12 protein-coding genes and 1 pseudogene are annotated in these 13,114 nt (G+C 70.2%); 10 read left to right on the forward strand and 3 right to left on the reverse strand.

Annotation, left to right across the window (positions count from 1 at the left end):
- Positions 1 to 134: 134 nt before the first annotated feature.
- The 3 genes and pseudogenes from ABZ806_RS26000 to ABZ806_RS26010 form a co-directional block, all read left to right on the forward strand.
- Entirely contained in the window at positions 135 to 404 is a 270-nt protein-coding gene (locus tag ABZ806_RS26000; protein WP_500220025.1) for a M64 family metallopeptidase, read from the forward strand.
- Between the two features lie 143 nt (positions 405 to 547).
- The gene (locus tag ABZ806_RS26005; protein WP_500219992.1) at positions 548 to 1,285 is read left to right on the forward strand and encodes a neprosin family prolyl endopeptidase; all 738 of its coding nucleotides are present in this window, start codon (positions 548 to 550) and stop codon (positions 1,283 to 1,285) included.
- Between the two features lie 317 nt (positions 1,286 to 1,602).
- A pseudogene (locus ABZ806_RS26010) lies at positions 1,603 to 2,025 on the forward strand (S8 family serine peptidase); the annotation flags it as partial.
- Positions 2,026 to 2,091: 66 nt separating this feature from the next.
- Here the strand turns inward: ABZ806_RS26010 and ABZ806_RS26015 are convergent.
- Both ABZ806_RS26015 and ABZ806_RS26020 read right to left on the reverse strand, forming a co-directional pair.
- Positions 2,092 to 2,517: a hypothetical protein gene (locus ABZ806_RS26015; RefSeq protein ID WP_500220027.1), complete on the reverse strand. Its 426-nt coding sequence runs from the start codon at positions 2,515 to 2,517 to the stop codon at positions 2,092 to 2,094.
- A gap of 144 nt (positions 2,518 to 2,661) precedes the next feature.
- Positions 2,662 to 3,231: a hypothetical protein gene (locus ABZ806_RS26020; RefSeq protein ID WP_500220028.1), complete on the reverse strand. Its 570-nt coding sequence runs from the start codon at positions 3,229 to 3,231 to the stop codon at positions 2,662 to 2,664.
- A 382-nt stretch (positions 3,232 to 3,613) separates the two neighbouring features.
- Between ABZ806_RS26020 and ABZ806_RS26025 the strand changes: the two genes are divergently transcribed.
- The 6 genes from ABZ806_RS26025 to ABZ806_RS26050 all read left to right on the forward strand — a co-directional run bounded on the left by ABZ806_RS26025 (position 3,614) and on the right by ABZ806_RS26050 (position 10,843).
- Positions 3,614 to 4,897, forward strand: coding sequence for a M64 family metallopeptidase (locus ABZ806_RS26025; protein WP_500219993.1), 1,284 nt, complete (start codon positions 3,614 to 3,616; stop codon positions 4,895 to 4,897).
- Positions 4,898 to 5,052: 155 nt separating this feature from the next.
- Positions 5,053 to 6,030: an ABC transporter permease gene (locus ABZ806_RS26030; protein ID WP_500219994.1), complete on the forward strand. Its 978-nt coding sequence runs from the start codon at positions 5,053 to 5,055 to the stop codon at positions 6,028 to 6,030.
- Positions 6,031 to 6,060: 30 nt separating this feature from the next.
- Positions 6,061 to 7,782, forward strand: a complete 1,722-nt coding sequence (locus tag ABZ806_RS26035) for an ABC transporter substrate-binding protein (RefSeq protein WP_500219995.1) — start codon at positions 6,061 to 6,063, stop codon at positions 7,780 to 7,782.
- 87 nt (positions 7,783 to 7,869) lie between these two features.
- Positions 7,870 to 8,847, forward strand: a complete 978-nt coding sequence (locus tag ABZ806_RS26040) for an ABC transporter permease (protein ID WP_500219996.1) — start codon at positions 7,870 to 7,872, stop codon at positions 8,845 to 8,847.
- Positions 8,844 to 9,845, forward strand: coding sequence for an ABC transporter ATP-binding protein (locus ABZ806_RS26045; RefSeq protein WP_500219997.1), 1,002 nt, complete (start codon positions 8,844 to 8,846; stop codon positions 9,843 to 9,845). The genes ABZ806_RS26040 and ABZ806_RS26045 overlap by 4 nt, the downstream gene beginning before the upstream one ends.
- Positions 9,842 to 10,843, forward strand: a complete 1,002-nt coding sequence (locus tag ABZ806_RS26050; RefSeq protein ID WP_500219998.1) for an ABC transporter ATP-binding protein — start codon at positions 9,842 to 9,844, stop codon at positions 10,841 to 10,843. The genes ABZ806_RS26045 and ABZ806_RS26050 overlap by 4 nt, the downstream gene beginning before the upstream one ends.
- On the opposite strand, the gene ABZ806_RS26055 is transcribed toward ABZ806_RS26050, so the two are convergent.
- A complete protein-coding gene (locus tag ABZ806_RS26055; RefSeq protein WP_500219999.1) occupies positions 10,824 to 12,080 on the reverse strand; it encodes an alpha/beta fold hydrolase in 1,257 nt (418 codons plus the stop codon). The genes ABZ806_RS26050 and ABZ806_RS26055 overlap by 20 nt on opposite strands.
- A gap of 84 nt (positions 12,081 to 12,164) precedes the next feature.
- Between ABZ806_RS26055 and ABZ806_RS26060 the strand changes: the two genes are divergently transcribed.
- Complete coding sequence (locus ABZ806_RS26060; RefSeq protein WP_500220000.1) at positions 12,165 to 13,109, forward strand: LysR family transcriptional regulator; 945 nt, start codon at positions 12,165 to 12,167, stop codon at positions 13,107 to 13,109.
- Positions 13,110 to 13,114: the final 5 nt, after the last annotated feature.

A 13,114-nucleotide genomic window follows, 5' to 3' on the forward strand; every position in this document is an offset into this window, starting at 1 on the left:
GCCCAGGAGGTCATCCGTGCTAGAACGCACCGCATCCGTATTCGCCCCGGCCTTCGTCCTGGCGGCCTTCTGACGGGCCCCGCGCACACCGACGAGATCCGGCCACGGACTCGGCCACGGTGGCACCCGTCTAGATCACCGGGGATCCCGCCGAGCGGTTCAACGTGGTGATCCTCGGCGACGGCTGCACCGCGGCCGACGTGGTGACGTTCCGGCGCAACGTCGATAGGCACCTGAACGTGCTGTGGAGCAGCGGATCGCACAAGTCCTACCGCAGCCACTTCAACGTCTACCGGGTCGAGATCCTCTCGAAGATCTCCGGAGCCGATTACGACCCGGAACCATTATTCGGGACTTATGGCCACTTGGGATTACACCGGGCACAGCGTGCTGGATCACACTAAACCCGCCACCCGCCCCGTTACAGAGCGGAGGACAAACCTCACAACTCACTGCCCTTTATGTCGCCACATCGGGGATTCGTAAGGGAGAGTAAACGAAGAAGGTCAGTACCAGCATCAAGGTGCCCTCGCGGAGAGTTCCCCTGGTGGGGCTGCTCGTCGCACTCATGACCGCCGCGTCCGCAGCCTTCATGGCGAGCCCGGCCGCCGCGGCGATCTGCTACTACGGCGCCTGCTTCAACTACGTCAGTGGCTCGCAGAGCGTCAGCGGCACCGGCGCTCAGGTGACGATGACCGTCGGCCAGCCTCGGCTGTCGGGCGGTCCGAGCGAGCACTCGCTCATGGAACTCGCCATCCAGGGTTCCAACAGCAACAACGTCGAGGTCGGCTGGATGGTCGACCCGGCCACCTTCGGTGACTCCAGACCGCACCTGTTCGTCTACCACTGGGTGAACGGCCAGACCAGCTGCTACAACGGATGCGGCTGGCGGTCTTCCGGAAGCAGCAGCCGCGCCGGTATGGCGCTCCAAGCCGGCCAGTCGATCACCGTCGGCATCCAGAACTCCGCTGGCGACTGGTGGGTGTCGTTCAACGGAACGAACATCGGCTACTTCCCCGGCTCGCTGTGGAATAACGGCTTCACCCGGTACAACCGTGTCCAGGCGTTCGGCGAGGTCGCCTCCCGAAGCGGCTCGGCCTGCATCGGCATGGGCAATGGCACCTGGGGCTCTCAGTCCGGAGCCGCGTCGATCAGAAACTACCGCCTGACCGGCGCAAGCGCCCAGCCCGGGTTCAGCGTCTCCTCCACCGACCCTTCCCTGTACAACTCCGGGTCCGTCTCCAGGACCTCCTTCGCCCTCGGCGGACCCGGAAACTGTCGGTAGCGATGACGTGGCGAATGATGCCGCCGCCTACTGCCGCCCGTGTCCCTGACCCGACTACTGCCCGACGTAATACCCCAACGACGTCCGCCAACGGCGGAACACGTTCACAGCTCTGATCAATCGGCGCAGTGACCGCTCGCTGTGGGTCCTTGCTGGGACCGGCCGCACATTGCCGATTCCAGCAAGGACCCTGGACATCCGGCGTTCCCCCCGCCACCACCTGGTCTTCCTCTTCGGCATACCATGCTGGACCAGAATCTGGCCCGCGCCGAACCACGGAGCCGGTGACGTGGGTGGCCCGCCACCGAGATCCTTCGGTGGCGGGCCGGTCATTCGCGTGGCTCCGATCGGAGCCGGCGAGGGGGTGCGGGATCAGTGGCGAGAACGCGGCCAAGCCCGCCGTCGCCAACATCAGCATCGGCGGCTCCACCAACACCGCAGCCAATGACGCGGTGGAGCGGGCCGTGGCGGCCGGCATCACCATGTCTGTCGCGGCCGGCAACGAGGCCGACGATGCTTGCCGGCACAGTCCGGCCAGTGCCCCATCGGCCATCACGGTCGGTGGCACCGACAGATACGACGACAGGTACTCGGGAAGCAACTACGGCAGGTGCGTGGACATCCTCGGCCCGGCCGTGAACGTCACCTCCACCTCCAGGACCGGTGGAACGGCGAACATGACCGGCACCTCGATGGCCACTCCGCACGTCACGGGCGCCGCCGCGCTGTACCTGTCGTCCAACCCGTCCGCCAGCCCCACCCAGGTCACCAAGGCGCTGGTCGACAACGCCACGCCCAACGTGGGACTATTCGATCCCGGCCGCGATCTGCTGGGTCGTGCTGAAGACGGCGGGGCCGCTCGCGGACGCCACCAGCAGCGTGTCGGTGCCGCCGGCGTTGACGATGATCGCCGCGTCGACCGTCCGGTCCAGGATCAGCCGCCGGGCGCGCTGCTCGCTCGGGGTCGTGGGGGCCTGGAACGGCCCGCCCTCCAGCGCGTTCAGCTGCGCGGCGACGGTGCCCGCCGCCTGCGCGGGCGCGACGACCGCGACCGGGATGCGGTGCGGGGTCGGCGAGTGGAACGCGCCGTTGTAGGACAGGATGAACGCCAGTTGCAGGACCAGCACACCCACGACCAGAATCAAGCGGCGCAGCGTCACCGCGTCGCGCAGTTCACCTGTGAAACCGCGGTCGGGCGCGGCCCCGTCCCGTCCGGTCGCGGGTGTACTCATGCTGGAGGCGTACCCGCTGAGCAGCCACTACTCCTGCGGGAAGCGCGCCACCCAGCGTCACTCTCGGGCAGTTTCGACCGCTTTGCGGCAATAGTTCCCGCTCGTCCATGCGAGGCGCGATCGGTGGGGAGACCCTACGACGAGTTACCTTGCGCTGCCCACTCTCCGATCATGGCAATGAAGGTCCTCGCTGACGGTCGGCTTGCCCCTCGCGCCGCCCCAAAGGATCTGTTTCCGTGCTGTCTGGCCGGCCCGGTCACTGTCCGGGAGAACCGGGCAGGCAGGTCTGTGCTGGTCACGTCCTCGCGCGAGATACAGCATGTACGGCACGGCACCACAGCCGAGCCGCCTCGCCGCGCCGCAGCCCCCGTAGCGCGAGCCACAGATGGCGTGCAGGACTGCGGCGGTCTGCTCGGCCGTCCCCACCGCCACCGAAGGACGTTCCCTGGTCCTTTCCCGCTGCTCGACACGGGCGGCCGTCCACACCACGGCCGCGGCCGCCGCGCCGCCGCCCTCGCCAGCAGCGCCGCCGAGTTCGACGCTGCCGCATCGGTGACCAGCCACTGCAGCCTGGTCGTGCATACGGTCTGTCAGGACGGGTAACTGAGGGTGCCCGGCGCAGTCCTCGGTGAACAGGGGACCTTTGATGCGTTGCAGTACGGCGAGGATCTTCCCCAGATCGCGGCCGAACCGCGTGGTGTGGTCGGTGTCCATGCGGGCCAGGGCGGTGGCACCGTCGGTGCCCCCGATCCAGGTCTGCACGTAGCAGGGCCGCTACCGTCACCAACGGCGGCGACCACGGGGGTGGCGGCTCCGCCCGCGGCCGCGGGCGGACGATAAACGTCTCCATCCGCCCTTGAGCCCGTAGCCGGGTGTCAGCCTCCGGCACCGGTGGACTGCCGCGTGATGCCCTCGAATGCGACGTTCGAGGGCATCCCAATTTCCAATAACTCCCCCATTATATGGGCAGTGACCTGGGGAAACATCGAGATCAGCGAGTTGCCGAAAAAAGTCGGACGCCGTTGTTAACCGTTGCGTTATCCGCGTCACCAACGCTGAGGTGCACAAAGTTCTTTTCCGAGGAAGGAAAGAAAAAGTGCGCCGCTCAACAAGGCTCACGGGCACCGCGCTCGCCGCCGCGGCCCTCGCCGCCGGCTCGGCCCTCGCCGCCCCGCCGGCCAGCGCCGATCCTTCGCCCGCCGCGGGACCGGGAAAGGTGCCCGTCGAGGTCTTCTCCCCCGACGGCTCCATCGGCCGTACCGCGGCCTCCCCCGACCAGCCCACCCCCAAGACCCGCGCCCTGGCGCCCGCCACGGTCACCCCGATCGAGGTCAACGGGCCCAGCGAGAACCGGATCGACCTGGTCTTCCTCGGCGACGGCTACACCGCCGGCGAGCAGGATCTGGCGGCCGAGCACATCCGGCGGAGCTGGGAGGTGCTCGCCGCCCGCGAGCCGTTCCGCAGCTACCGCGAGCTGTTCAACGTCTGGGAGGTCGGGATCGTCTCGCCCGTCTCCGGCGTCAGCGGCGACCCGTCCGCGGACGTCGTCAAGAACACCCCGCTGGGCGCGGGCTTCTGGTGCGAGGGGCTGGAGCGCCTGGTGTGCGCCGACGTGGACACCGTCAAGCAGTACGCGGCGCTCGCCCCCGGGGCCGACCAGATCGGCGTGGTCGTCAACAGCGAGATGTACGGCGGCGCCGGCTACACCGACGACGAGATGGTCACCTTCAGCGGCGGGAACGAGCTCGGCCCCGAGATCCTGCCGCACGAGCTGGGGCACTCCCTCGGCGACCTGGCCGACGAGTACCCCTACTGGTCCAACCCCGGCGACGGCAGCACGTGGGACGAGGGCGAGCCCGTCGAGGCGAACGTCTCCATCAAGCCGGCCGCCACGATGAGGGCCGAGAAGACCAAGTGGTGGTACTGGCTGGGCGAGCCGTCCCCCGACGGCGGCATCACCGGCACCTTCGAGGGCGCCTACTACACCGAGAACGGCATCTACCGGCCCAGCGACAACTCGATGATGCGCAACCTGCGGCGCGAGTTCAACCTGCCCAGCCGGGAGAAGATGATCCAGTCCTTCTACGCCGCGTCCGGGCTGATCGACGCGCACACGCCGAATGCCAGGCCTGTCGCGCGCAAGAGCACGCTGTCAGTCGACACCGTCGGCATCGAGGGCCTGTCGGTCAAGTGGTACATCGACGGGCGCGAGCACAAGCCGTGGCGCGGCCGGACGAGCGTCAAGGTGATCGGCCAGGGCAACGGCGGCACGGTCAAGGTCGTGGTCAGCGACCCGACCCGCTGGGTCCGCAACGCGGCCTACAAGAGCGGTGACCTCACCGAGACGGTCACCTGGCGGGTCGCCCGCGCCGGGCACTGACCATCCCCAAGTGGCGGGCGGGCGGTCCCCCCTCGATCGTCTGCCCGCCGTTCCCCCGGCGGCCATAACTCCGTGGTGATGACCAACTGGGAGTACTTGCCCTGTTCCCGCACGTGTGACGATGCGCGGAATTCATCACTGGGAAGGAAGACCCGATGCCGACGATCCGGATCCGCCGAGCCGCGGACGGCGCCGACCACGCCCGGTCTCCGTGGCGGTCGGCCTGGCTCCGGTTCCGCCGCGACCGCGCCGGCGTCGTCTCCGGAGTCATCGTCCTGGCATTCTTCGCCGCCGGCGTGTGCGCGCCGCTCTTCTCGCTGCTGTACGGCAAGGACCCCTACCAGACCTACGGTCAGGACCGTCCCGAACTCCTCGACCCGTACGGGTTCCCGGTCGGCCCGATGGGCGGCGCGTCCGGCGAGTTCTGGCTGGGCCTGGAGCCCGGCCTCGGCCGCGATGTGCTCACCCAGCTGCTCTACGGCATCCGCACGTCGCTGCTCATCGCCCTCGCCGTCGTCCTCATCATCAGCGTGATCGGCACGCTGATCGGCGTCGCCGCCGGGTACTTCGGCGGGGTCGCCGACTTCCTGGCCGGACGGGTCATCGACGTGCTGCTCGCCTTCCCCGGCACGCTGTTCTTCATCACCTTCATGCCGGTGCTAACCGCGCTGCTGATCAGCGGGGACGAGGAGGTGCCCACCGCGGTCCGGGTCGGGTCGATCATCCTCGTCCTGTCCTTCTTCGGCTGGACCCGCAACGCGCGGCTGCTGCGCGCCCAGGTGCTGTCCCTGCGGGAGCGCGAGTTCGTCGCCGCGGCCAAGGTCGGCGGCGCCGGCCACTGGCGGATCATCCGCCGCGAACTGCTGCCCAACCTGTGGACCCCGATCCTCGTCATCGCCACCCTCGACGTCCCCGCCTACGTGACCATCGAGGCCGCGCTGTCGTTCCTGGGCGTCGGGATCATCGAGCCCACCCCGGACCTGGGACGCATGATCCACCGCGGCGCCCAGGTCTACTCCGCCGACATCGCCTACATGCTCATCCCGAGCATCGCGATGTTGGTCTTCGTCGTCGCCTTCAACCTCCTCGGCGACTCCGCCCGGGACGCACTCGACCCCAAGGCCGCCCGCTGACCTCCCCCTCACCCCCTGCGAAGGAACCCGATGAAACGAACCTCGCTCGCCGTCGCGCTCACCGCGACGTTGGTCGCCTCGGCCGCCTGCGGCGGCTCCGGCGGGAAGTCCGGCGAGAACACGAAGAAGGCCGAGAAGTTCAGCGTCGTGGTCGGCGACGGGGCCGCCTCGACCGGCCCCGCCACCGCACCGGAGGGCGCCCGCCAGGGCGGCACCGCCTTCGTCCTGGAGCAGTCGGCCATCCCCCACCTGGACCCGGCCGAGGTCTACACCTCCACCGCACAGGCCACGTCCATGCTGTTCACCCGGCAGCTGACCTCCTACCGGAAGGTCAACGGCCAGTGGACGCTCGTCGGCGACCTGGCGACCGACCCCGGCAGCACCAGCGACGGCGGCAAGACCTGGAAGTTCACCCTGAAGGAGGGCGTGAAGTTCGACGACGGCACCCCGGTGACGTCCGAGGACGTCAAGTACGGAGTGGAACGCACCTACGACTCCGGCAAGGTGCTCGGCCCCAAGTGGATCCCGCAGTGGCTGTCGGGCAGTGACTACGCCAAGGCGTACGAGGGCCCGGGCAAGGGCGAGTCGCTGCCCGACGACGTCGTGGAGACGCCCGACGACAGGACGGTCGTCTTCCACCTCAGGGAGGCGCACGCGGACTTCCCGTTCGCCGTCGCGATGCCCTACAGCTCACCGGTGCAGAAGTCGCGGGACGGCAAGTCCTACGACAACAAGCCGTCCGCTACCGGCCCCTACAAGATCGAGAAGCACGACGACACCAAGCTCACGCTGGTCCGCAACGAGCAGTGGGATCCGGCCACCGACCCGATCCGCACCGCCTACCCCGAACGGTACGAGTTCGCCTACGGCAGCGAGGCGACGCAGATCGCCCAGCGCCTCATCAGCGACAACGGGGACGACAAGAACGCCGTCACCCTCAACACCGGCATCCCCAGCCAGTTCGCCCAGCAGGTCATGGGCCAGGCCGACCTGAAGGCCCGGATGCTGTCCGCGCTCAACCCCTACTCGTACTTCTACGCGATCAACACCTCGCGGGTGACGGACCTGAACGTCCGCAAGGCGCTCATCACGGCGTTCCCCAAGCAGCAGGTGCGCCAGGTCGCGGGCGGCCCGCTCGCCGGCGACCTCGCCACCACCATCCTCAGCCCGACCGTGCAGGGCCAGGACCCCTTCGACCTGTACAAGGTGCCGGCCACCGGGGACCCCGAGGCCGCCAAGAAGCTGCTGAACGGCAAGACGCCCACCATCGTCTTCGCCTACCAGCAGACCGAGACCAACGAGCGCTCGGCCGTCGTGATCACCCAGGCGCTGGAGAAGGCCGACTTCAAGGTCGTCCGCAAGCCCATCAGCGCGGAGACCTGGTACGACCAGCTCAACAAGAAGGACAACGGCCTCGATCTGTACCTCGCCGGCTGGGCCGCCGACTGGCCGGGCGGCTCCGGCGTGATCCCGGCGATCTTCGACGGGCGGACCATCGCCGACGGCACCTACAACTACGCGCGGCTGGACGACCCGGAGATCAACGCCGAGATCGACCGGATCGGCAAGATGCCGAACCTGGTCGAGCAGAACAAGCAGTGGGCGGCACTGGACAAGAAGATCATGGAGAAGGCCGCCGTCGTCCCCTACCTCTACGAGCGCAGCAACCGGCTGCACGGCTCCGGCGTGGGCGGCGCGGCCATCGACATCTTCGGCCAGACCTCGCTGGCCACCCTCTTCCTGAAGAGCTGACCGCACGCCGGAGCGGCCGGGCCGACGGCGTCCCGGCCGCTCCGGCCGCCCCTCCCGGCCGCCAGGCCCTACCGCGAAGAAGTGTTCATGTTCGCTTTCCTCGCCCGGCGGATCAGCAGCGGGGTGCTGATCCTCGTGACGATCATCGTCGTCACGTTCGGGCTCTTCTACGCCCTGCCGCGCGATCCCGCCCGGCTGTTCTGCGGCAAGATCTGCACTCCCGAGATGCTGGCGGCGGCCCGCCGCAACCTCGGGCTCGACGAGGCGCTGCTCACCCAGCTCTGGCAGTACCTGAGCGGGCTGGTGGCCGGGCGCGACATCGGCGACGTGCACTGCGCCGCGCCCTGCCTGGGCTACTCCTACATCACCCAGCGCCCCGTCCTGGACGTGCTGTTCGAGCGCTTCCCGGTCACCCTCTCGCTGGCGGCCGGCAGCTCGGTCATCTTCCTGGTGGTCGGCGGCGGCGCCGGCCTGCTGGCCGCGCGCTTCCGCGGCACCTGGGTGGACAAGGGCGCCACCTCGTTCTCCCTCGCCGGGTCGGCGATGCAGGTCTACTTCGTGGGCGTCATCGCGCTCTATCTGCTGGTCGACCAGTCGCAGCTGATGTCCCGCCCCGGCTGGACGAGTCCTCTGGACGACCTGGCCGCCTGGTTCGGCGGGCTGCTGCTGCCCTGGATCATCCTGTCGATCATCTTCACCGCGACCTACACCCGGTTCACCCGTTCCACCATGGTCGAGACGCTCGGCGAGGACTTCGTCCGCACGGCGCGGGCCAAGGGCATGCCGGGGCGGACCGTCTTCTTCAAGTACGCGGCGCGCGGCACCGCCGCACCGGTCATCACGCTCTTCGGCATCGACGCCGCGGTGCTGCTGAGCGGCGCGGTCATCACCGAGACCGTGTTCAACCTGCCGGGGATCGGCAAGCTCGCCGTCGACTCGGTGACCAACGCCGACCTGCCGATGCTGATGGGCGTGACGCTGGTGGCCGCCACCGCGATGATCGTCGCGAACATCGTCGTGGACGCCTGCTACGCGCTGATCGACCCCAGGGTGAGGACGTCATGAACCCGCTGCTGTCCGTCCGCGACCTGCGGGTGCGCTTCTCCGTCGACGACGGGACGGTGCACGCGGTCAACGGGCTGTCGTTCGACCTGGAGACCGGGCGCACGCTCGCGATCGTCGGGGAGTCCGGGTCCGGGAAGTCGGTGGCCAACCTGGCGGTGCTCGGCCTGCACGACCGGCGCCGCACCGAGGTGACGGGCTCGATCCGCTTCGACGGCACGGAGCTGACCGGGGCCTCCGAGCGGGAGCTGACCCGCGTCCGGGGCGACCGGATCGCGATGATCTTCCAGGATCCACTGACGGCGCTGTCCCCGTACCACAACGTCGGCGCCCAGATCGCCGAGAGCTACCGCCGGCACCGGGGCGCGAGCCGCCGCGCGGCCGCGAAGCGGGCCGTCGAGGCGCTGGACCGGGTGGGCATCCCGCAGGCCGCCGCGCGGGCCCGCAGCCACCCGCACGAGTTCTCCGGCGGCATGCGGCAGCGCGCCATGATCGCGATGGCCCTGGTCTGCGAGCCCGACCTCCTCATCGCCGACGAGCCGACCACCGCGCTGGACGTCACCGTGCAGGCCCAGATCCTCGACCTGCTCGCCTCCATCCGGGACGAGTACGGGACCGCGATCATCCTCGTCACCCACGACCTCGGCGTCGTCGCCGAGGCCGCCCAGGACATCCTGGTGATGTACGCGGGGCGCTGCGTGGAGAACGGGCCGGTACGGGACGTGCTCGACGAGCCCCGGCACCCCTACACGCGCGGCCTCCTCGCGTCCACCCCGCGGCTCACGGGCGACGTCCACGCGGAGCTGACCGCCGTCGAGGGAGTGCCGCCCAGCCTGCTCGGACCCCCGTCCGGCTGCCCCTTCGAGCCCCGCTGCCACTACACCGGCCTGGTCGAGGGCGACCTGTGCCGGACCGTCCTCCCGCCGCTGCTCACCGAGGGAGGCCGCGGCTCGGCCTGCCACATCCCCCACCCGCGCTTCACCACGGAGAAGGACCGATGACCCCGTTGCTGCAGGTGGAGGGCCTCACCAAGCACTACCCGTCCGGCGGGTCCCGCCTCTTCGGGCGCGCGAGCCCGGTCCGGGCGGTGGACGGCATCGGGTTCGAGGTCCCCGCGGGGCAGAGCCTCGGCCTCGTCGGCGAGTCGGGCTGCGGGAAGTCCACCACCGCCAAGATCGTGGCGGGGCTGGAGCGGCCCACCGCGGGCCGGGTCGTCTACCGCGGCGAGGACGTGGCCCGGATGGGGCGGCGGGAGTTCCGGGCGATCCGCCCCGAGATCCAGATGGTCTTCCAGGACCCGTACTCCTCACTCAACCCCCGGCACACCGTCGGCGCCATCATCGAGGGGCCGATGGAGGTCAACGGGATCGAGCCGCCCGGCGGGCGCCGCGCCCGCGTCCGGGAGCTGCTGGAGCTGGTCGGGCTCGGTCCCGAACACTACAACCGGTTCCCGCACGAGTTCTCCGGCGGGCAGCGGCAGCGGATCGGCATCGCCCGCGCCCTGGTCACCGAGCCGAAGCTGATCATCGCCGACGAGCCGGTGTCCGCGCTGGACGTCTCGGTGCAGGCGCAGGTGATCAACCTGCTGCGGCGGCTGCAGGCCGAGCTCGGGGTGTCGTTCCTGTTCATCGCGCACGACCTGGCCGTCGTCCGGTACTTCTGCCACCGCGTCGCCGTGATGTACCTGGGGAAGGTCGTGGAGGTCGCGGACCGGGAGACGCTCTACTCCGCCCCCGCCCACCCGTACACCAAGGCGCTGCTGTCGGCGGCCCCCGACCCCACCGGGACGGCCGGACGGGAGCGGATCCGGCTCACCGGGGACCTGCCCAGCCCGGCGGACCCGCCGTCCGGCTGCCGGTTCCGCACCCGCTGCTGGAAGGCCACCGAGCGGTGCGCGAGCGAGGAGCCCGTCCTCACCGGCGGCCCGCATCCGGTGGCCTGCCACTATCCCGAGACGTCCGCGGAGTCCGCGGCGGACCTCAGCGCCGAACCAGTGTGAGCAGCCGCTCGAAGACGGTCTCGCGGATGCCGAGAGCGTCGTGGGCGTGCTCGTTGGTGATCCAGGGACGCAGCCCCCGGATCGCGGCCGCGGTCGCCAGCGACATCTCACGGTCGACGTACATGTCGTCGTAGCAGATGAGGGCCGCCACCGGCACGGTGTTGCCGGCCAGCCGGTCCGCGTCGTACAGCGCGGGCCAGTCCGTCCGGGACGCCAGCTCCCGCGCGCAGCCGGCCAGCGGGATCAGCGCCGGGTCCTCGTCGAACAGCCAGGGATAGATCATCTCCCCGGTGAAGCGGACGGGCCCGTCCCCGTCCAAGTCGAACTCGGGGAACTCGGCCCGGACGCGGTGGGCCGCCCAGCCGGACGCCCGGCCCTGGCAGTAGACCGACTCGTGCATCAGCGCGTAGAGCGGCTGCGTGGCGAAGGAGACGGCGGCGTCCACCCCGCGCAGGAAGGCGTCCGACAGCTCCCTGCCGCCGGGCCCGTCGACGAACGCCTCCGCCAGCAGATGGTGCAGCGCGTCGAACCGGCTCTCCGCGCCGAAGTGGATGCCGAGCGTCTGGAAGCGCCGCGGGGTGAGCCGGTCCCCGCCCGGCAGCCGGACGTCCCGCCCGCACAGCGCGTCCACCACCCGCCGGGCGGCCGGCGCGTCATCTGGATAGCGCTCGGCGTAGCGCTCGTTGTGCGCCAGGACGCGGGGGTAGGCGGCCCGGTAGACGTCCTCGGCCGATGCCTCCAGCGGCGGCAGCCCGCCGGTGATCAGCACCTCGCGCAGCCCTTCGGGCGCCCGGGACAGGTAGGCGACCGCGCAGAAGCCGCCGAAGCTCTGCCCGAGCACCGTCCAGGGCCGGTCCCCGGCGAGGTGGGCGCGCAGCAGTTCGGCGTCGGCGACGATGGCGTCGGCCCGGAAATGGCGGAGGTGCCCGGCCGGGTCGTCCAGCCCGGCGAGGGTCTGCCGGGTGGCCGGGGTGCTGCGGCCGGTTCCGCGCTGGTCCATCAGCACCACCCGGTACTCGCGGGTCGCCCGCCGCAGCCAGGCCGGCAGGTGGCGCGGGGCGGAGTGCCCGGGGCCTCCCTCCAGGTACAGCAGGAAGGGCAGGTCCGCCGCGGGCGGGTCCGCCGCGGTCACCTCCCTGGCGAACAGCTCGATCCGCCGTCCGCCCGGGTCGGCGTGGTCGAGCGGGACGGTGAGGGTGTGCTCGGTGAAGACGAGCCCGGAGTGCCGATATATCACCTGGCCATCATCCCGAGTCGGCAGATCACACGGCCAATCCCGATCGTCTATATTCGGAGCGTTATGGGGTGAAAGTAGGTCGCTGTGCAGCTTGAGCTACGCCATCTGCGCGCGTTGTGCGCGATCGCCGACGCCGGGAGCCTGAGCCGGGCCGCCACGGTGGTCGGCGTCTCCCAGCCCGCCCTCACCGCCCAGCTCCAGCGGATCGAGGCCGCCCTGGGCGGCCAGGTCTTCCGGCGCGACCGGCTGGGCGTCAGCCCCACCCCGTTCGGCCTGTTCGTGCTGAGCCGCGCCCGCTCGGCCCTGGTCACCGTGGACGAGCTGCTGCTCGGCACCGCCGCCGAGCCCGACACCGCCCAAGTGCGCATCGGCGGCTACGCCAACACCGTCCTCAACGGCCTGCTGCGCGAGCTCTTCGAGATCCCCGGCATGCGGGTCACCGTGCACACCGAGTACTCCCCCCGCCTGCTGCTCGACCTGCTGGCCTCGCGCCGCCTGGACCTCGCCACCCTCATCGACTACCCGGGGAACGAGCTGCCCGCCGTCCCCTCGGTCAGCACCATGGTGATCACCACCGAACCCATCTTCATCGCGCTGCCGGAAACCCACCCGCTGGCCGCCGCGAAGGAGGTCGCCCTGGCCGACCTCGCCGACGCGGACTGGCTGGTCTCCCCGCCCGACGGCTCCGGCTGGCCGGAGGTCTTCTACTCCACCTGCCAGGAGGAGGGCTTCACCCCCCGCGTCCTGCACACGACCAGCGACCGCGAGATGATCCGCACCCTGGTCCGCAAGAGCGGCGCCGTCGTCCCCTGCCAGGCGACGCTCAGGGAGGATCCAGACCTCGCGGTCCGCCCCCTGGCCGGATCTCCGCTGATCATGCGGCACCTCCTCGCCTGGCGCGACGGCGGTCCCCTCGCCGACCGCGCCGCCGAGCTGGCCGCCGCCGCCCGCACCGTCTACCTCGAAGCCGCCACCGACAACCCCACCTACCAGGCCTGGCTCTCCTGCACCGAGAACACCATCGGATAGCCTCG

The sequence above is a fragment of the Spirillospora sp. NPDC047418 genome (assembly GCF_040643275.1).
Classification (GTDB): domain Bacteria; phylum Actinomycetota; class Actinomycetes; order Streptosporangiales; family Streptosporangiaceae; genus Spirillospora.